Annotated in this window: 2 protein-coding genes; both read left to right on the top strand. The window is 56.7% G+C overall.

What is annotated here, in order from left to right; genetic code table 11:
• The first annotated feature begins 422 nt into the window (after positions 1–422).
• Entirely contained in the window at positions 423–17,483 is a 17,061-nt protein-coding gene (locus ACX9GV_RS10455) for an autotransporter-associated beta strand repeat-containing protein (protein ID WP_473195471.1), read from the top strand.
• Entirely contained in the window at positions 17,429–22,801 is a 5,373-nt protein-coding gene (locus tag ACX9GV_RS10450; protein ID WP_473195470.1) for an autotransporter outer membrane beta-barrel domain-containing protein, read from the top strand. The genes ACX9GV_RS10455 and ACX9GV_RS10450 overlap by 55 nt, the downstream gene beginning before the upstream one ends.
• Positions 22,802–22,972 lie beyond the last annotated feature (171 nt).

Here is a 22,972-nt window from a genome sequence, read left to right as displayed (position 1 = left end):
TGGCGGTCATCTGGAGATATTGAATCCACGTTGTACACCATTGCCAAAACTAATCATGGTTAAATCAAAACCATCCCACCTTGCAGTGCAAAAATCATACGTTTTACTAAACTAGTACAGAGTTATCTAAATAATTTTCAGCAAGTTTTATTTTCCTTTTTCCCTTTTCTTTTATTAATGCCGGGTGAATGGGTTACCACCCGTAGTACTCAGGCATCTTTCGATATTTTCTCAATGGATTAAGGGGAAGAGGGCAATGCGTATCGTGAGCGATGATGCAACCAAAGAATCGAGGATTTAAAGGCAATTTTACAGTAGCAACGTGATTTTTTGGTAGGCTTAGATTTAGTGTTCATGCTGAATCTTCATCAAAAATAAGTTGTTAAATGGCACTTATGTTGGCAACTGTGAGGTGATCAACGATGAACAAGATCTATAAAGTCATTTGGAGTGCAGTTTTACATACTTGGGTAGTGGTCAGTGAGTTGGTCAGCCTACACAAAAAATCTGCCACCGTAGGCTTGGGGCCAGCACAAGCGCAGGATGTAATAGCGAGAGAGGGCGATAATTTAACCAAGAATAAGAAGATAATGACTTTGTCACCATTAGCGCTATTGCTCAGTGGTGCTTTGCTGTTGGCCGGATCTTTCTCGGTGTTGGCTGTGGATATGACTGCTGGGGGGAATGCTGGTGGAACAACCGGTAGTTTAGGAGGACTCAGTTCAGCGATGGGGACAGGAGAGAATGGTGTTACTGCAATTAACATCAATGGTGGTGGCGGTGGTGGTGGTGCAGGTATAACAGGCGGAGCAGGAGGGGGGAGTTCAGTGTCGACGCCTGGTGGAAACGGTGCTTCAACGCCTGGAGGTGCCGGTACGAATGGCAGTAATGCGTTAGTAGGCAATGGAGGAGGAGGAGGAGGTGGTGGTGGTGCACATGCACTGGTAATCGTTACAGATACCACTGAGGGAGGCTCATATGTTGGAGGGAATGGGGGGAATGGCGGGAATGCTGGTAGTGTCACTGGTGGCAGGGGTGGTGGCGGAGGTGGTGGTGCTGGGGGATATGGCATTGTAGCAGATGGCGTTAACATTTCTCTCAGTGCGCAAAGCTCATCGGTAATTAGAGGTGGTCGTGGAGGGAATGGTGGTGGCGCGGGTAATGGCGTGGCAACTTCCGGTGGCGGTGGTGGCAATGGCGGGACTGGGGGTATTGGCGTGTTATTTGCCAATAGCGGTTTCTTGGATAATATTGGCAGTATAATTGGTGGCAATGGTGGCAATGCCGGTACTGCCTCAGTCATTGCCAACCGGGGTGCCAATGGTGCTGGGGGCGCTGGAGTCGCTGGCGCAAATTTATTTATTACTAATACAGGGACCATTACCGGCGGGAATGCCGGGAATCTGGCTTCACCGTTTGATTCTGCTGCAGGTGCCGGGATTACCGGTTCAGATTTAACCATCATCAATATTGGTACGATTAATGCTGGTCTTGACAGCCTCGGTACACGGGGAGATGCCATTGTCTTTACTGGTGGTAGCAATATCCTTGAATTGTATTCAGGCTTCTTGATTAACGGCAATGTCATCGCATTCAGTGCTGCGGATACCCTTCGCTTGGGGGGAAGCGTCGATGATACGTTTGATGTTTCCACGGTTGGTACAGGGGCGCAATACCGGGGTTTCGGCAACTTTGAAAAAACCGGTAGTTCGACGTGGACGTTAAGCGGAACCACTACGGCTATCACTCCTTGGACTATTTATGATGGAATATTGGTTATTAATAGTGCTCAGGCACTTGGGGACGATGCGGGAACATTGACCATCCTAAATGGTGCCAGGCTTGCGGTAACTGTACCAATGACCATCTCACAAGATATGGTGTTGGGCAGTGGTGGTGGTGTAATAGATTTCGGACTCGCGGTAGGGTCACCTCTCGTCACTATTGCCGGGGCAATAAGTGGGACCTCTTTAACTAAATTGGGTGTAGGCGAACTGCAACTGACTGCGGCTAATACCTATACGGGAGGAACGACGATTACTGACGGCACCCTGAGGCTGAGTGGGGCTGGGGAGCTCAGCAGTAGCGGCACCATAGATATTGCCGCCGGTGCCACTTTTGCCATTGACCAGACCAGCGCCAATGGCGGTAATTATACGTTTGCCAACCCGTTAACCGGGGCGGGCTTGTTGTCAGTGGCGCTGCAAAATGGCAGCAATAGCTTTGATTTTACGGGCACTGCCGGTTCCGCCTTTACCGGCACCTTGGCGTTGGGCACCAGCAGTTTTAACCTCTCCGGCAGCAATACTACAGCACTGAACCAGGCTACGTTGGAACTGGGTACCGGTAACGTCACCACCATCGGGGCGGGTGAGCAGTCGGTAGGTAATCTGACCTTCAATGGCGGTACCGCGCGTTTTACCCACTTACCTACCGGTCAGGTGACCACCGGGGCCTTGGCTCTGGATGCAGGTGCGGTACAGGTGGACCCTACCACGGCCGCTGACAGCTCGGGGAGCCTGCTGCAACAGGATGAAGGCACCCAAGAGCGGTTGGTCACTGCCGACAGTGTCACCGGCGTAGCTGCTAACCTGAGTTTGACTGACCTGAGTGGCGCAGCCCTATCTACGGCGGCGGTGAATATCCTTCAGGGCGGCAATATTGTCGCCATCGGCGGCTACGGCTACGCCTTGACCAACGATGTGACCGGGTTATTTATCAATGTGGTATTGACCCAACTGGCGCTGCAAGACAATCAAACCCTGACCTTGTCGGGTGATAGCCTTACGCCAGCGGGTGCCAATAACATGACGGCGTTGCTCACCGGTTCAGGCAACCTGGCGATTGATGCTACCTCCCTGATTGAACTCAACAATAGCAGTAACGATTATACCGGCACTACCACCGTGGTCGGTGGCACCTTGCTGTTGGGCTCAGATAATGTGCTGGGCAACACGAGCCAACTGGCGATTAACACCGGTACCACAGCCGATATCAACGGCTTTACTCAGTCCGTGGGCAGCTTGGCGGGGGCAGGGCTGCTGGCAATCAGCGGCGGTAACCTGACGGTCACCGATGGCGGGCTGTTTAGCGGCGTGGTGTCAGGGACAACCGGCAGCTTGACCGCCACAACCGGTACGCTGGTGCTGGCCGGGGCCAACAGTTATAGCGGAGTTACTGCGGTTGACAGTGGCGCGACCTTGCAAATCGGCAATGGGGGCACAGACGGAAGCTATGCGGGCAATATCAGCAATGCGGGTTTGGTGCTGTTCGACCGGACTGATGCGGCGAGTTATGCCGGGGTTATCAGCGGTAACGGCAGCCTGACCCAGAACGGCAGTGGTACCTTGACCCTGACTGGGGTGAACAGTTACATCGGCAGTACCACGGTGGCGGACGGCACCCTACGGCTGACCGGAGCTGGCGCGATCAATGCCAGCAGCGCGGTTGATATTGCCGCTGGGGCGACCTTTGCCATTGACCAGACCAGCGCCAATGGCGGCAATTACAGCTTTGCCAACCCGTTAACCGGGGCCGGGGTGCTGTCGGTAGTGCTGCAAAATGGCAGCAATCGCTTTGATTTTACCGGCACCACCGGGTCCGACTTTACGGGCACCCTGGCGCTAGGTAGCAGCAGCTTTGATCTGTCGGGTATCAATACTGCCGCGCTGAGCCAGGCCACATTGGAACTTGGCACTGGCAATAGGACCACCGTGGGAACCGCTAACCAGATGGTGGGCAACCTGACTTTCAATGGTGGCATATTAAGTCTCGCTGATTTCCCTGCCAGTCAAATCACTACCGGGGAGTTGGCCTTGGCGTCGGGTTCAGTACAGGTTGATCCCTCTGAGGTGGCCGATAATACCGGTAACCTGCTGCAACAAGATGAAGGTGTGCTGGAGCGGTTGGTGACCGCCAGTAGTGTGACGGGATCAGCCGCTAACCTGAATCTGACGGACCTCAGTGGAAGCGCGTTGGCGACTTCAGCGGTTAATATCCTTCAGGGCGGTAATATTGTCGCCATCGGTGACTACGGCTATGCCTTGGCCAGTGACACCAGCGGGCTATTTATCAATGTGGGTCTCACCCAACTGGCGCTGCAAGACAATCAAACCCTGACCTTGTCGGGTGACAGCCTCACCCCCACCGGTGCCAATAATATGACGGCGCTGCTCACCGGTTCAGGCAACCTGGCGATTGAGGCCACCACCTTAATCGAGTTGATTAACAGCAGTAACAATTATACCGGCACTACCACCGTGACCGGTGGCACCTTGCTGTTGGGCTCAGATAATGCGCTGGGCAACACCCGCCAACTGGCGATTAACGCCAGCACCACCGCTGATATCAACGGCTTTACCCAGACCGTGGGCAGCTTGGCGGGGGCAGGGCTGCTGGCAATCAGCGGCGGTAACCTGACGGTCACCGATGGTGGGCTGTTTAGCGGTGTGGTGTCGGGGACTACCGGCAGCTTGACTGCCTCAAACGGCACGCTGGTGCTCACCGGGGCCAACAGCTATAGCGGAGTTACTGAGGTTGACAGTGGCGCCACCTTGCAAATCGGCAATGGCGGCACAGACGGTAGCTATAGCGGCGATATCAGCAATACGGGTTTGGTGGTGTTCGACCGAACTGATGCGGCGAGTTATGCCGGGGTTATCAGCGGTAACGGCAACCTGACCCAGAACGGCAGCGGCACCTTGACCCTGACCGGGGTGAACAGTTATACCGGCAGTACCACGGTGGCGGACGGCACCCTACGGCTGACCGGAGCTGGCGCGATCAATGCCAGCAGCGCGGTTGATATTGCCGCCGGTGCCACCTTTGCCATTGACCAGACCAGCGCCAATGGCGGTAATTATACGTTTGCCAACCCGTTAACCGGGGCGGGCTTGTTGTCAGTGGCGCTGCAAAACGGCAGTAATAGCTTTGATTTTACTGGCACCACCGGGTCTGCCTTTACCGGCACCTTGGCGTTGGGCACCAGCAGTTTTGATTTGTCGGGCACCAATACTACCGCACTGAGCCAGGCCACGCTGGCGCTGGGTACCGGCAACGTCACCACCATTGGTGTGGGCGATCAGGCGGTAGGTAATCTGACCTTCAATGGCGGTACCGTACGTTTCGGCAACTTACCTACCGGGCAGGTGACCACCGGGGTATTGGCCCTGGATGCAGGAACGGTACAGGCCGATGCGAGTACCGTCGCCAGCAATTCAGGGAACCTGCTGCAACAGGATGAAGGTACCCAAGAGCGGTTGGTCACTGCCAGCAATGTCACTGGAACTGCCAACAACCTGAGTTTGACTGACCTCACTGGCGCAGCCCTGTCGACAGCCGCAGTGAATATCCTTCAGGGGGGCAATACGGTAGCCATCGGTGACTACGGCTATGCCTTGGCTAACGATGTGACCGGGCTATTTATCAATGTAGGGCTGACCCAGTTGGCGCTGCAAGACAATCAAACCCTGACCTTATCGGGCGATAGCCTCACGCCTGCCGGTGCCAATAATATGACGGCATTGATTACTGGTTCAGGCAACCTGGCAATTGATGCCACCACCCTGATTGAACTCAACAACAGCAGTAACGATTATACCGGGACTACCACGGTGACCGGGGGCACCTTGCTGTTGGGCTCAGATAATGCGCTGGGCAACACGAGCCAACTGGCGATTAACACCGGCACCAGCACCGATATCAACGGTTTTACTCAGTCTGTGGGCAGCTTGGCGGGGGAAGGGCTGCTGGCAATCAGCGGCGGCAACCTGACGGTCACCGATGGCGGGCTGTTTAGCGGCGTGGTGTCAGGGACAACCGGCAGCTTGACCGCCGCAACCGGCACGCTGGTGCTGACCGGGGCCAACAGCTACAGCGGAGTTACTGCGGTTGACAGTGGCGCGACCTTGCAAATCGGCAATGGCAGCACAGACGGAAGCTATGCCGGCAATATCAGCAATGCCGGTTTGGTGCTGTTCGACCGAACTGATGCGGCGAGTTATGCCGGGGTGATCAGTGGTATCGGCAGCCTGACCCAGAGCGGCAGCGGCATTTTGACCCTGACCGGGGTCAACAGTTATAGCGGTAATACCACGGTGACTAACGGCACCCTACGGCTGACGGGTTCTGGCGCGATCAATGCCAGCAGCGCGGTTGATATTGCCGCTGGGGCGACCTTTGCCATTGACCAGACCAGCGCCAATGGCGGCAATTACAGCTTTGCCAACCCGTTAACCGGGGCGGGGGTGTTGTCGGTGGCGTTGCAAAATGGCAGCAATACCTTTGATTTTACCGGCACCACCGGGTCCGACTTTACTGGCACCCTGGCGCTGGGCACCAGCAACTTTGATCTGTCGGGTACTAATACTGCAGCGCTGAGCCAGGCCACATTGGAGCTGGGTGCTGGCAACGTCACCACCATCGGGGTGGGTGATCAAGCGGTTGGTAGCCTGACCTTCAATGGCGGTACCGCACGCTTCGCCAACTTACCCACCGGACAAGTGACCACCGGGGCCTTGGCCCTCGATGCGGGAACGGTACAGGTTGACCCTAATGGGGTGGCGGACAGTACCGGTAACCTGTTGCAACAGGATGATGGTGTTCTACAACAACTGGTAACGGCCACTAATGTCACGGGGGCTGCCAACAACCTGAGTTTGACTGACCTCACTGGCACGGCGCTGTCTACGGCGGCGGTCAATATTCTCCAGGGCGGCAATACGGTAGCCATCGGTGACTACGGCTATGCCTTGGCCAGTGACACCAGCGGGTTGTTTATCAATGTAGGCCTGACCCAACTGGCGCTGCAAGACAATCAAACCCTGACCTTATCTGGCGACAGCCTCACCCCCACCGGTGCCAATAATATGACGGCGTTGCTCACCGGTTCAGGCAACCTGGTGATTGAGGCCACCACCCTAATCGAGTTGATTAACAGCAGTAACAATTATACCGGCACCACCACGGTGACCGGGGGCACCTTGCTGTTGGGCTCAGATAATGCGCTGGGCAACACCCGCCAACTGGCGATTAACGCCAGCACCACCGCTGATATCAACGGCTTTACCCAGACCGTGGGCAGCTTGGCGGGGGCAGGGCTGCTGGCAATCAGCGGCGGTAACCTGACGGTCACCGATGGTGGGCTGTTTAGCGGTGTGGTGTCGGGGACTACCGGCAGCTTGACTGCCTCAAACGGCACGCTGGTGCTCACCGGGGCCAACAGCTATAGCGGAGTTACTGAGGTTGACAGTGGCGCCACCTTGCAAATCGGCAATGGGGGCACAGACGGTAGCTATAGCGGCGATATCAGCAATACGGGTTTGGTGGTGTTCGACCGAACTGATGCGGCGAGTTATGCCGGGGTTATCAGCGGTAACGGCAACCTGACCCAGAACGGCAGCGGCACCTTGACCCTGACCGGGGTGAACAGTTATACCGGCAGTACCACGGTGGCGGACGGCACCCTACGGCTGACCGGAGCTGGCGCGATCAATGCCAGCAGCGCGGTTGATATTGCCGCCGGTGCCACCTTTGCCATTGACCAGACCAGCGCCAATGGCGGTAATTATACGTTTGCCAACCCGTTAACCGGGGCGGGCTTGTTGTCAGTGGCGCTGCAAAACGGCAGTAATAGCTTTGATTTTACTGGCACCACCGGGTCTGCCTTTACCGGCACCTTGGCGTTGGGCACCAGCAGTTTTGATTTGTCGGGCACCAATACTACCGCACTGAGCCAGGCCACGCTGGCGCTGGGTACCGGCAACGTCACCACCATTGGTGTGGGCGATCAGGCGGTAGGTAATCTGACCTTCAATGGCGGTACCGTACGTTTCGGCAACTTACCTACCGGGCAGGTGACCACCGGGGTATTGGCCCTGGATGCAGGAACGGTACAGGCCGATGCGAGTACCGTCGCCAGCAATTCAGGGAACCTGCTGCAACAGGATGAAGGTACCCAAGAGCGGTTGGTCACTGCCAGCAATGTCACTGGAACTGCCAACAACCTGAGTTTGACTGACCTCACTGGCGCAGCCCTGTCGACAGCCGCAGTGAATATCCTTCAGGGGGGCAATACGGTAGCCATCGGTGACTACGGCTATGCCTTGGCTAACGATGTGACCGGGCTATTTATCAATGTAGGGCTGACCCAGTTGGCGCTGCAAGACAATCAAACCCTGACCTTATCGGGCGATAGCCTCACGCCTGCCGGTGCCAATAATATGACGGCATTGATTACTGGTTCAGGCAACCTGGCAATTGATGCCACCACCCTGATTGAACTCAACAACAGCAGTAACGATTATACCGGGACTACCACGGTGACCGGGGGCACCTTGCTGTTGGGCTCAGATAATGCGCTGGGCAACACGAGCCAACTGGCGATTAACACCGGCACCAGCACCGATATCAACGGTTTTACTCAGTCTGTGGGCAGCTTGGCGGGGGAAGGGCTGCTGGCAATCAGCGGCGGCAACCTGACGGTCACCGATGGCGGGCTGTTTAGCGGCGTGGTGTCAGGGACAACCGGCAGCTTGACCGCCGCAACCGGCACGCTGGTGCTGACCGGGGCCAACAGCTACAGCGGAGTTACTGCGGTTGACAGTGGCGCGACCTTGCAAATCGGCAATGGCAGCACAGACGGAAGCTATGCCGGCAATATCAGCAATGCCGGTTTGGTGCTGTTCGACCGAACTGATGCGGCGAGTTATGCCGGGGTGATCAGTGGTATCGGCAGCCTGACCCAGAGCGGCAGCGGCATTTTGACCCTGACCGGGGTCAACAGTTATAGCGGTAATACCACGGTGACTAACGGCACCCTACGGCTGACGGGTTCTGGCGCGATCAATGCCAGCAGCGCGGTTGATATTGCCGCTGGGGCGACCTTTGCCATTGACCAGACCAGCGCCAATGGCGGCAATTACAGCTTTGCCAACCCGTTAACCGGGGCGGGGGTGTTGTCGGTGGCGTTGCAAAATGGCAGCAATACCTTTGATTTTACCGGCACCACCGGGTCCGACTTTACTGGCACCCTGGCGCTGGGCACCAGCAACTTTGATCTGTCGGGTACTAATACTGCAGCGCTGAGCCAGGCCACATTGGAGCTGGGTGCTGGCAACGTCACCACCATCGGGGTGGGTGATCAAGCGGTTGGTAGCCTGACCTTCAATGGCGGTACCGCACGCTTCGCCAACTTACCCACCGGACAAGTGACCACCGGGGCCTTGGCCCTCGATGCGGGAACGGTACAGGTTGACCCTAATGGGGTGGCGGACAGTACCGGTAACCTGTTGCAACAGGATGATGGTGTTCTACAACAACTGGTAACGGCCACTAATGTCACGGGGGCTGCCAACAACCTGAGTTTGACTGACCTCACTGGCACGGCGCTGTCTACGGCGGCGGTCAATATTCTCCAGGGCGGCAATACGGTAGCCATCGGTGACTACGGCTATGCCTTGGCCAGTGACACCAGCGGGTTGTTTATCAATGTAGGCCTGACCCAACTGGCGCTGCAAGACAATCAAACCCTGACCTTATCTGGCGACAGCCTCACCCCCACCGGTGCCAATAATATGACGGCGTTGCTCACCGGTTCAGGCAACCTGGTGATTGAGGCCACCACCCTAATCGAGTTGATTAACAGCAGTAACAATTATACCGGCACCACCACGGTGACCGGGGGCACCTTGCTGTTGGGCTCAGATAATGCGCTGGGCAACACCCGCCAACTGGCGATTAACGCCAGCACCACCGCTGATATCAACGGCTTTACCCAGACCGTGGGCAGCTTGGCGGGGGCAGGGCTGCTGGCAATCAGCGGCGGTAACCTGACGGTCACCGATGGTGGGCTGTTTAGCGGTGTGGTGTCGGGGACTACCGGCAGCTTGACTGCCTCAAACGGCACGCTGGTGCTCACCGGGGCCAACAGCTATAGCGGAGTTACTGAGGTTGACAGTGGCGCCACCTTGCAAATCGGCAATGGGGGCACAGACGGTAGCTATAGCGGCGATATCAGCAATACGGGTTTGGTGGTGTTCGACCGAACTGATGCGGCGAGTTATGCCGGGGTTATCAGCGGTAACGGCAACCTGACCCAGAACGGCAGCGGCACCTTGACCCTGACCGGGGTGAACAGTTATACCGGCAGTACCACGGTGGCGGACGGCACCCTACGGCTGACCGGAGCTGGCGCGATCAATGCCAGCAGCGCGGTTGATATTGCCGCCGGTGCCACCTTTGCCATTGACCAGACCAGCGCCAATGGCGGTAATTATACGTTTGCCAACCCGTTAACCGGGGCGGGCTTGTTGTCAGTGGCGCTGCAAAACGGCAGTAATAGCTTTGATTTTACTGGCACCACCGGGTCTGCCTTTACCGGCACCTTGGCGTTGGGCACCAGCAGTTTTGATTTGTCGGGCACCAATACTACCGCACTGAGCCAGGCCACGCTGGCGCTGGGTACCGGCAACGTCACCACCATTGGTGTGGGCGATCAGGCGGTAGGTAATCTGACCTTCAATGGCGGTACCGTACGTTTCGGCAACTTACCTACCGGGCAGGTGACCACCGGGGTATTGGCCCTGGATGCAGGAACGGTACAGGCCGATGCGAGTACCGTCGCCAGCAATTCAGGGAACCTGCTGCAACAGGATGAAGGTACCCAAGAGCGGTTGGTCACTGCCAGCAATGTCACTGGAACTGCCAACAACCTGAGTTTGACTGACCTCACTGGCGCAGCCCTGTCGACAGCCGCAGTGAATATCCTTCAGGGGGGCAATACGGTAGCCATCGGTGACTACGGCTATGCCTTGGCTAACGATGTGACCGGGCTATTTATCAATGTAGGGCTGACCCAGTTGGCGCTGCAAGACAATCAAACCCTGGCCTTATCGGGCGATAGCCTCACACCCAGCGGTGCCAATAATATGACGGCACTGATTACCGGGTCGGGTAACTTGGCGATTGATGCCACTACGCTGATTGAACTCAACAACAGCAGTAACGATTATACCGGGACCACCACGGTGACCGGGGGCACCTTGCTGTTGGGCTCAGATAATGCGCTGGGCAACACCCGCCAACTGGCGATTAACACTGGCACCACCGCCGATATTAACGGCTTTACTCAGTCCGTGGGCAGCTTGGCGGGGGCAGGGCTGCTGGCAATCAACGGCGGTAACCTGACGGTCACCGATGGCGGGCTGTTTAGCGGCGTGGTGTCGGGGACAACTGGCACCTTGACCGCCGCAACGGGTACGCTGGTGCTGACCGGGGCCAACAGCTACAGCGGTGTCACTGCGGTTGACAGTGGCGCGACCTTGCAAATCGGCAATGGCGGGCTTACTGGCAGTTATGTGGGTGATATCAGCAATGCGGGATTGGTGGTGTTCGACCGAACTGATGCGGCGAGTTATGCCGGCGTTATCAGTGGTAACGGCAGCCTGACCCAAAGCGGCAGCGGTACCTTGACCCTGACCGGGGTCAATAGTTATAGCGGTAATACCACGGTGGCTAACGGCACCCTGCGGCTGACGGATTCTGGCGCGATCAATGCCAGCAGTGCGGTTGATATTGCCGCTGGGGCGACCTTTGCCATTGACCAGACCAGCGCCAATGGCGGCAATTACAGCTTTGCCAACCCGTTAACCGGGGCCGGGGTGCTGTCAGTTGCGCTGCAAAACGGCAGCAATAGCTTTGATTTTACTGGCACCGCCGGGTCTGACTTTACTGGCACCCTGGCGCTGGGCACCAGCAACTTTGATCTGTCGGGTATCAATACTGCCGCGCTGAGCCAGGCTACGCTGGAACTGGGCGTTGGCAATAGGACCACCGTGGGGGCCGCTAACCAGACGGTGGGCAACCTGACTTTCAATGGTGGCATATTAAGTCTCGCTGATTTCCCTGCCAGTCAAATCACTACCGGGGAGTTGGCCTTGGCGTCGGGTTCAGTACAGGTTGATCCCACCGAGGTGGCTGATAATACCGGTAATCTGCTGCAACAAGATGAAGGCGTGCTGGAGCGGTTGGTGACCGCCAGTAGTGTGACGGGATCAGCCGCTAACCTGAATCTGACGGACCTCAGTGGAGGCGCGTTGGCGACTTCAGCGGTCAATATTCTTCAGGGCGGTAATATTGTCGCCATCGGTGACTACGGCTATGCATTGGCCAGTGACACCAGCGGGCTATTTATCAATGTAGGGCTGACCCAACTGGCGCTGCAAGACAATCAAACCCTGACCTTATCGGGTGACAGCCTCACCCCCACCGGTGCCAATAACATGACGGCGCTGCTCACCGGTTCAGGCAACCTGGCGATTGAGGCCACCACCCTAATCGAGTTGATTAACAGCAGTAACGATTATACCGGCACCACCACGGTGACCGGGGGCACCTTGCAGTTGGGCTCAGATAATGCGCTGGGCAATACGAGCCAACTGGCGATTAACGCCAGCACCACCGCTGATATCAACAGCTTTACCCAGACCGTGGGCAGCTTGGCAGGGGCAGGGCTGCTGGCAATCAGCGGCGGTAACCTGACGGTCACCGATGGCGGGCTGTTTAGCGGTGTGGTGTCGGGGACAACCGGCAGTTTGACTGCCGCAACCGGTACGCTGGTGCTGACCGGGGCCAACAGCTATAGCGGAGTCACGGCGGTTGACAGTGGCGCCACCTTGCAAATCGGCAATGGGGGCACAGACGGTAGCTATAGCGGTGATATCAACAATGCGGGTTCGCTGGTGTTCGACCGAACTGATGCGGCTAGCTATGCCAGCGTTATCAGCGGTAACGGCAACCTGACTCAAAGCGGCAGCGGCACCTTGACCCTGACCGGGGTGAACAGTTACACCGGCAGTACCACGGTGGCGGACGGCACCCTACGGCTGACCGGAGCTGGCGCGATCAATGCCAGCAGCGCGGTTAATATTGCCACCGGGGCGACTTTTGCCATTGACCAGACCAGCGCCAATGGCGGTAACGCCACCTTTGCCAACCCGTTAACCGGGTCTGGATTACTGTCGGTAACGCTGCAAAATGGCAGTAATAGCTTTGATTTTACGGGCACCACCGGGTCGGCCTTTACGGGTACCTTGGCGTTAGGCACCAGCAGTTTTAACCTCTCCGGCAGCAATACCACCGCACTGAGCCAGGCCACGTTGGCGCTGGGTACCGGCAACGTCACCACTATTGGGGTGGGCGATCAGGCGGTAGGCGATCTGACCTTCAATGGCGGTACCGCGCGGTTCGCCAACTTACCCACCGGGCAGGTGACCACTGGGGCCTTGGCCCTGGATACCGGAACGGTACAGGCTGATGCGACTACCGTTGCCAACAATTCAGGGAACCTGCTGCAACAGGATGAAGGCACCCAAGAGCGGTTGGTCACTGCCAGCAGTGTCACCGGAGTTGCTGCTAACCTGAGCTTGACTGACCTGAGTGGCGCGGCGCTGTCGACAGCTGCGGTGAATATCCTTCAGGGGGGTAATATTGTCGCCATCGGTGACTACGGCTATGCCTTGGCTAACGATGTGACCGGGCTATTTATCAATGTAGGGCTGACCCAGTTGGCGCTGCAAGACAATCAAACCCTGGCCTTATCGGGTGACAGCCTTACGCCAGCGGGTGCCAATAATATGACGGCACTGATTACCGGTTCAGGCAACCTGGCGATTGATGCCACTACGCTGATTGAACTCAACAATAGCAGTAACGATTATACCGGCAGCACCACGGTGACCGGGGGCACCTTGCTGTTGGGCTCAGATAATGCGCTGGGCAACACGAGCCAACTGGCGATTAACGCCGGCACCACCGCCGATATTAACGGCTTTACTCAGTCCGTGGGCAGCTTGGCGGGGGCAGGGCTGCTGGCAATCAGCGGCGGCAACCTGACAGTCACCGATGGTGGGCTGTTTAGCGGCGTAGTATCGGGGACAACCGGCAACTTGACCGCCTCAAGCGGCACGCTGGTGCTGACCGGGGTCAACAGCTACAGCGGTATCACTGCGGTTGACAGTGGCGCGACCTTGCAAATCGGCAATGGCGGGCTTACTGGCAGTTATGTGGGTGATATCAGCAATGCGGGATTGGTGGTGTTCGACCGAACTGATGCGGCGAGTTATGCCGGCGTTATCAGTGGTAACGGCAGCCTGACCCAAAGCGGCAGCGGTACCTTGACCCTGACCGGGGTCAATAGTTATAGCGGTAATACCACGGTGGCTAACGGCACCCTGCGGCTGACGGATTCTGGCGCGATCAATGCCAGCAGTGCGGTTGATATTGCCGCTGGGGCGACCTTTGCCATTGACCAGACCAGCGCCAATGGCGGCAATTACAGCTTTGCCAACCCGTTAACCGGGGCCGGGGTGCTGTCAGTTGCGCTGCAAAACGGCAGCAATAGCTTTGATTTTACTGGCACCGCCGGGTCTGACTTTACTGGCACCCTGGCGCTGGGCACCAGCAACTTTGATCTGTCGGGTATCAATACTGCCGCGCTGAGCCAAGCTACGCTGGAACTGGGCGTTGGCAATAGGACCACCGTGGGGGCCGCTAACCAGACGGTGGGCAACCTGACTTTCAATGGTGGCATATTAAGTCTCGCTGATTTCCCTGCCAGTCAAATCACTACCGGGGAGTTGGCCTTGGCGTCGGGTTCAGTACAGGTTGATCCCACCGAGGTGGCTGATAATACCGGTAATCTGCTGCAACAAGATGAAGGCGTGCTGGAGCGGTTGGTGACCGCCAGTAGTGTGACGGGATCAGCCGCTAACCTGAATCTGACGGACCTCAGTGGAGGCGCGTTGGCGACTTCAGCGGTCAATATTCTTCAGGGCGGTAATATTGTCGCCATCGGTGACTACGGCTATGCATTGGCCAGTGACACCAGCGGGCTATTTATCAATGTAGGGCTGACCCAACTGGCGCTGCAAGACAATCAAACCCTGACCTTATCGGGTGACAGCCTCACCCCCACCGGTGCCAATAACATGACGGCGCTGCTCACCGGTTCAGGCAACCTGGCGATTGAGGCCACCACCCTAATCGAGTTGATTAACAGCAGTAACGATTATACCGGCACCACCACGGTGACCGGGGGCACCTTGCAGTTGGGCTCAGATAATGCGCTGGGCAATACGAGCCAACTGGCGATTAACGCCAGCACCACCGCTGATATCAACAGCTTTACCCAGACCGTGGGCAGCTTGGCAGGGGCAGGGCTGCTGGCAATCAGCGGCGGTAACCTGACGGTCACCGATGGCGGGCTGTTTAGCGGTGTGGTGTCGGGGACAACCGGCAGTTTGACTGCCGCAACCGGTACGCTGGTGCTGACCGGGGCCAACAGCTATAGCGGAGTCACGGCGGTTGACAGTGGCGCCACTTTGCAAATCGGCAATGGGGGCACAGACGGTAGCTATAGCGGTGATATCAACAATGCGGGTTCGCTGGTGTTCGACCGAACTGATGCGGCTAGCTATGCCAGCGTTATCAGCGGTAACGGCAACCTGACTCAAAGCGGCAGCGGCACCTTGACCCTGACCGGGGTGAACAGTTACACCGGCAGTACCACGGTGGCGGACGGCACCCTACGGCTGACCGGAGCTGGCGCGATCAATGCCAGCAGCGCGGTTAATATTGCCACCGGGGCGACTTTTGCCATTGACCAGACCAGCGCCAATGGCGGTAACGCCACCTTTGCCAACCCGTTAACCGGGTCTGGATTACTGTCGGTAACGCTGCAAAATGGCAGTAATAGCTTTGATTTTACGGGCACCACCGGGTCGGCCTTTACGGGTACCTTGGCGTTAGGCACCAGCAGTTTTAACCTCTCCGGCAGCAATACCACCGCACTGAGCCAGGCCACGTTGGCGCTGGGTACCGGCAACGTCACCACTATTGGGGTGGGCGATCAGGCGGTAGGCAATCTGACCTTCAATGGCGGTACCGCGCGGTTCGCCAACTTACCCACCGGGCAGGTGACCACTGGGGCCTTGGCCCTGGATACCGGAACGGTACAGGCTGATGCGACTACCGTTGCCAACAATTCAGGGAACCTGCTGCAACAGGATGAAGGCACCCAAGAGCGGTTGGTCACTGCCAGCAGTGTCACCGGAGTTGCTGCTAACCTGAGCTTGACTGACCTGAGTGGCGCGGCGCTGTCGACAGCTGCGGTGAATATCCTTCAGGGGGGTAATATTGTCGCCATCGGTGACTACGGCTACGTATTGGCCAACGATGTGACCGGGCTATTTATCAATGTAGGGCTGACCCAGTTGGCGCTGCAAGACAATCAAACCCTGGCCTTATCGGGCGATAGCCTCACGCCTGCCGGTGCCAATAATATGACGGCACTGATTACCGGGTCGGGTAACTTGGCAATTGATGCCACCACCTTGATTGAACTCAACAATAGCAGTAACGATTATACCGGCACCACCACGGTGACCGGGGGCACCTTGCAGTTGGGCTCAGATAATGCGCTGGGCAACACCCGCCAACTGGCGATTAACACCGGCACCACCGCCGATATCAACGGCTTTACTCAGTCCGTGGGCAGCTTGGCGGGGGCAGGGCTGCTGGCAATCAACGGCGGCAACCTGACAGTCGCCGATGGCGGGCTGTTTAGCGGTGTGGTGTCAGGAACAACCGGCAGCTTGACCGCCGCAACCGGCACGCTGGTGCTGACCGGGGCCAACAGCTACAGCGGTATCACAGCGGTTGACAGTGGTGCGACCTTGCAAATCGGCAATGGCGGGCTTACCGGCAGCTATGCTGGCAATATCAGCAATGCGGGATTGGTGGTGTTCAACCGAACTGATGCGGCGAGCTATGCCGGCATTATCAGCGGTAACGGTAGCCTGACCCAAAGCGGCAGTGGCATTTTGACCCTGACCGGGGGCAACAGTTATAGCGGGAATAGCACGGTGGCTAACGGCACCCTGCGGCTGACCGGGTCTGGCGCGATCAATGCTAGCAGCGCGGTTGATATTGCCGCTGGGGCGACCTTTGCCATTGACCAGACCAGCACCAATGGCGGCAATTACAGCTTTGCCAACCCGTTAACCGGGGCCGGGGTGCTGTCGGTGGCGTTGCAAAACGGCAGAAATACCTTTGATTTTACCGATACTGCCGGGTCTGACTTTACTGGCACCCTGGCGCTAGGTAGCAGCAGCTTTGATCTGTCGGGCACCAATACTGCCGCGCTGAGCCAAGCCACGTTGGAATTGGGTACTGGCAACATCACCACAGTGGGCATAGGCGAACAGGTGATTGGCGGTTTGCAATTTAATGGCGGTGAATTGAAGTTTGATGCCACCGTGCCTGCGCAACAACAGGCTAATGGCATGGTAACCGTCGCCAATCTAAACCTCACTGGGGTCGGACGTATCGCTATCGATCTTCCCCCGCTCCCGGTGTCATTAACCCACCGGTTTTGGACAATACCAATATCCTTTCACAAGACGATGGGGGCGCTTATACCCAACTGATTGCACTGACAGCAAGGGGAACGCTTAATGGCCAGGGGGGGGCTCTGACCCTGGTTGATCAAAGTGGCAATGCGCTTTCCAATAGTCAGAGCGTGTCGATTGCCGAAGGGGGCAATACGGTCGCGGTAGGCACTTACGATTATCGGTTGAATACCGGGGCGCTGAATAATGGCCTTTATGTTGCTTATGCCTTAAAGCAGGTTGATCTGCTTTTTGGGCAAATCCTGACGCTGACGCCTGATGCAACAGCAACCGGCAACGCACTTAATTTATCTGCTCAGATAACTGGAACAGGGAGCCTGGCAATAACCGGAGTGGTAGGACAGGTAGTGACTTTGGCTAATGCGCTGAATAATTATAGTGGTAGCACTACTGTCAACAGTGGCACGTTGCAATTGGGGTCGAACAATGCGCTGGGAGCTACCAGCCAATTGGATATTGCCACGGGCGCGGCCACGAATATCAATGGTTTCACCCAGACGATAGCCAGCCTGACCGGGTCAGGTCTGCTGGCGGTTAATGGGGGGGCTCTAACGGTAGCTCAGGGTGGGTTGTTTAGTGGGGTGATTGCTGGCACGACGGGTACCCTAACCGCCTCCAGTGGTACCCTGATATTAACCGGGGCAAACAGCTATAGCGGGACCACCACAGTGGGGAGTGGCGCGACCTTGCAAATTGGCAATGGGGGTATTGACGGTAGTTATGTCGGTAATATCAGCAACGCCGGTTTAGTGGTGTTCGACCGTTCTAATGCGGCGAGCTATGCCGGGGTTATCAGTGGTAACGGCAACCTGACCCAGAATGGCAGTGGTACCTTGACCCTGACCGGGGTGAACAGTTACACCGGCGGTACCACGGTGGCGGACGGCACCCTACGGCTGACCGGAGCTGGAGCGATCAATCCCAGCAGTGCGGTGAACATTGCCGCTGGTGCGACCTTTGCCATTGACCAGACCACCGGTAATGGCGGTAACGCCATTTTTGCCAACCCGTTAACCGGGGCGGGGTTGTTGTCGGTAGCACTGCAAAACAGCAGCAACACTTTCAATTTCACCGGCTCGGCGGGTTCTGCCTTTAGCGGTACACTGGCGCTGGGCTCCAGCAGCTTTAACTTGTCAGGCAGTAACACCTCATCATTGAGTCTTGCCACCCTAGAGATAGGTACCGGTAACGCCACCACGGTAGGGTTGGGGAGTCAGGCTATTGGTAATCTGACGATGAATGGCGGTGCATTACGTTTTGCTAATCTGCCTAGTGGGCAAGTCACCACCGGTGCTCTGGTATTGGATGCCGGCTCGGTGCAGCTGGACCCGACGGTGGTGGCGGATAACGCGGGTAATCTGCTGCAACAGGATGAGGGCGTTTTGGAGCGGTTGGTGAGCGCCAGCAGTGTCACCGGTTCTGCATCCAACCTGACGCTGACGAATCTTACCGGCGGCAATTTAACCACCTCGGCGGTCAATATCTTCCAGGGGGGCAATATCGTCGCCATTGGGGATTACGGTTATGCCTTGGTGGCCAATGCGACCGGGCTGTTTGTTAATGTCGGCTTGACTCAACTGGCATTACAAACTGGTCAGACACTGACGTTCTCTGGTGATAGCACCACGCCTCCAGGTGCCGATGATATGTCGGCACTGATTACTGGGGCCGGCAATCTGGCCATTGCGGCGACCAGCGTGATCACCCTCAATAACAGTAGCAACGACTACACCGGTAGTACCACGGTGACCAGCGGGACTTTGCAACTGGGGTCAGATAACGCACTGGGATCCACTCGCCAATTGGCCATCAATACCGGGGCCGTGACTGATATTCATGGTTTCACCCAGTCGGTCGGTAGCTTGATTGGTACCGGCACGCTGAATATCAATGGGGGGGCGTTGACTGTCGACAATGGTGGGTTCTTTGCCGGGATCGTTGCGGGTAGTGACGGATTATTGACGGTATCAAACGGCACGCTGTTTTTCACCGGGATCAACACCTATATCGGGGAAACCCAGGTTAACAGCGGCGCTTACTTGCAAATTGGTATTGGCGGTACCGCGGGTAGCTATGCGGCGAACCCGGCCAATGGTAGTGCGCTGGATATCCTTAATGATGGCACCGTGGTATTTGATCGTAGCGATGCGCTGAGTTATGACGGCATCATCGGGGGGAGTGGCAGGCTGGTGCAAGACGGTAGTGGTACGCTGACCTTGACCGGTGCCAATAGTTATACCGGTGGCACAACCGTGGCTCAAGGTACCTTGAGGTTGACCGATACTGGGGCCATCAGCAGTAGCGGTACGGTGGCTATCGCAGCGGGGGCGACGTTTGCCATTGACCAAACTACCGCCAATGGCGGGGACTACGTTCTTGCCAACCCGCTAACCGGTGCAGGCGTGCTCTCAGTGGCGTTGCAAAATGGCAGTAATACCTTCGATTTTGCCAGTACCACGGGTTCGGCCTTTACCGGTACTTTGGCGCTGGGGCGCAGTACCTTTGATCTCTCCGGCAGTAACACCACCGCGTTGACCCAGGCAACCCTGGTGGCGGGGGCAGGCAGTGACATCGTGGTCGGAGACGGTTATCAGACCATTGCCAATCTGACCTTTGCCGGTGGCAAGGTGGATTTTGATGCCCAGCCCCCGGCGACTAACCAAGCCAATACCGTGATTGAAACTACGGGCACACTGGATGTCTCAGGCACCGGGACCGCACAGGTAGCGGTTCCGCCGAGTTTCTCAGTGGAACCCCCTACGGTAGATACCAGCCTGTCCATTCTGGAGCAGGATGATCAAAACCTGCTGGTCAAATTGATCCAGGCCAATGGTGAGGTCAAGGGAAGGGCAGGCAACATGACGTTGATTGATCAGGATGGCAATGTCATTACTAATGAAACCATAATCGGTCTGACCAATACCGATACCGGGCCCATCGTGGCAGAAGGGCACTATGACTACCGGCTGACGGCAAGTCATGAAATCACTGGGCTTTACATCAATTATGGGCTGTTTGAGCTTGACCTGATGGGGAGCGGGGCCAATGCGCTGGTACTGGCACCGCGGGCGGGTGCCACTGGCGATGCTGCCGACCTCACCTCATATATCACCGGCTCGGGTGATTTGGCGATTGCCGCTGTTCCCGGTGACAAGGTGTCGCTATCCAATATCAGTAATGACTACACTGGAGCCACGCTGGTACGTTCCGGCACCCTGCGCCTGATGGCGGATGGAGTACTTGGGCAGACCTCTGATCTGGCATTGAGTGCCAATGCCCTGGTGGATATTAATGGGTATCAGCAAACCGTGGGTAAGCTGAATACAGCGGTGGGGAGTAAGCTGGATCTGCAGGGTGGCACCTTAACAGTCCGTAATGGTGGCCTGAATGACGGCGAACTGACGGGGAGTGGGGCATTGCAACTGGACGGTGGCACGTTAGTGGTGACCGGGCATAACAGCAGCATGAGTGCCATGACCACCATTGCAGCCACCGCCACAGCACAATTGGCACAGACCGATGCCCTGGGCACTGGCGGGATCGATAACCGTGGCACGCTCGATTTTAAAGGGGCGCAAGGGATCCTGAGTAATGTTCTGCAAGGCGCGGGTGTCACGCTGTTGAGTGGGGGGGCCAATGTGGCGTTGAGTGTTGATAACAACGCCTTTACGGGTATTTTCCGCACTGAAAGTGGTACCCGCTTGAGCGCCAGCCAACCCGGGCAACTCGGGACGGCAAGTATCGACAATAACGGCACGCTGCTACTGGATGCCATACAAAATTGGCTACTCACCCACTCGGTCACCGGCAACGGTACGTTGGTCAAACAAGGTGACGGCAGGTTGCAGATTGCCGGAAACAATGTTCAGGCCAACCTGACCCGCGTCGAAGCTGGGTTGCTGTTGCTGGATAGCAGCATTCAAAGTAGGGCCAGCAGCGCCACAGCAACACCTGTTCAACTCAACAGTTCAGTACAAATCCTTCAAGCGGGTAGCCTGGGGGCATCGGGCGTGATCAATGGTAGCCTTGAAAATGAGGGGCGCGTACTGATTGGGCAAGCCGCTACTGGCGGCAGTTTTGCCAACCTGACGGTCAATGGCAACTATACCGGCAACAACGGCGCGCTGTTGTTTAATACCACATTGGCGGGGGATAACGCCGCCACGGATCGGTTGACCATTAATGGTAGTACTAGCGGGCAGAGCAAAGTGATCGTCAATCAGGTGGGAGGCAGTGGTGAACAAACGCAACAAGGTATCCTGCTGATTCAGGTGAACGGCCAATCTGCTGGGCAGTTTACGCTGGAGAATCGGCTGGTTGCCGGGGCGTTCGACTATAACCTGTATCAAGGGACCCCGGCGAATCCGGGTGAGGGCTCCTGGTATCTGCGCTCAACCGGACCGGATAACAACACCCCAGTCTATCGCCCGGAAGCGGGCGGTTATCTCGCCAATCAGGTGGCGGCACAAAACCTGTTCGCGATGCGTCATGAAGATCGAGGCCAGCGGGTGGCGGGCAGTAATATGTGGCTACGGCAGGTGGGTGGGCACAGTACCTTTGATGATACCTCGGGGCAAATCGATAACCGTACCAGCCGCTTTGTCACGCAAATAGGTGGTGATGTCTATGAGACAGAACACCTGGTGGCGGGGGTGATGTTTGCCTACGGGACCGCCCATTCAAACAGCCGTTCTAACCAGACGGATTACACCTCTTATGCGGATATTGATGGTACCAGCCTCGGGGTTTACGGCACCTGGTATCAGAATGGCCGTAACGCAGATGGCCTTTATATTGACGGTTCGTTGCAATACGCCTGGCTACAGGGCTCAGTGCAAGGGCAACAACTGCAAAAAGAGGATTACAGAATGTCTGGGGTTATTGCCTCGGTGGAAACCGGTTGGCGTTTGCCTTTGGCCCACTACGCTCATGGCAAGCTCTACCTTGAACCTCAGCTACAACTGACCTGGAACGATATCTCCGGCGGTTCACATCAAGAGCAGAACGGGACACAAGTGGACCTGAACAACCAAAGCACGCTACAGGCGCGTATTGGTGCCAAACTGGGGTATGACATCGCCATTAAAGACAGCGACCAACCGTTAACGCTTTATGGTGCCATCAACTTGCCTTACCAGAACAAGTTGACGCATGTGCGGATGGATGACAGTACTCTTGAGCAACAAGGGGGCCGGCGTAGTGGGGTAGAACTGAAGCTGGGGGCAGAAGGGAATATCAATAAGAACTTCTCTACCTGGGGCAGTGTATCGCAACTGTTTGGTCAACACAGTGTGACGGATACCACCGTAATGATGGGGGTGAAATATACCTTCTAAAACAGACTCTCACTGATAGCAAAACTATGGATGATTTGCCTGGCCCAGGGATGGGCAGTGCCCAAAAAGAGGCCATCCGCTAGCCATAGGTGCTAATGATATTTGCAATAAATGTAAATATGAGATTAATATCTGCAAGCTATATTCAGCAACCTTGTTGGATACATTTAA

This window comes from Serratia sp. 25CWL12 (assembly GCF_055790885.1).
Note: the sequence above shows the minus strand (reverse complement) of the source record. Positions and strands in the feature narration are given on the sequence as shown.

Excerpts from the sequence above, each read along its gene's own strand:
- ACX9GV_RS10455 (WP_473195471.1), top strand. The coding sequence starts at position 423 with ATGAACAAGATCTATAAAGTCATTTGGAGTGCAGTTTTACATACTTGG.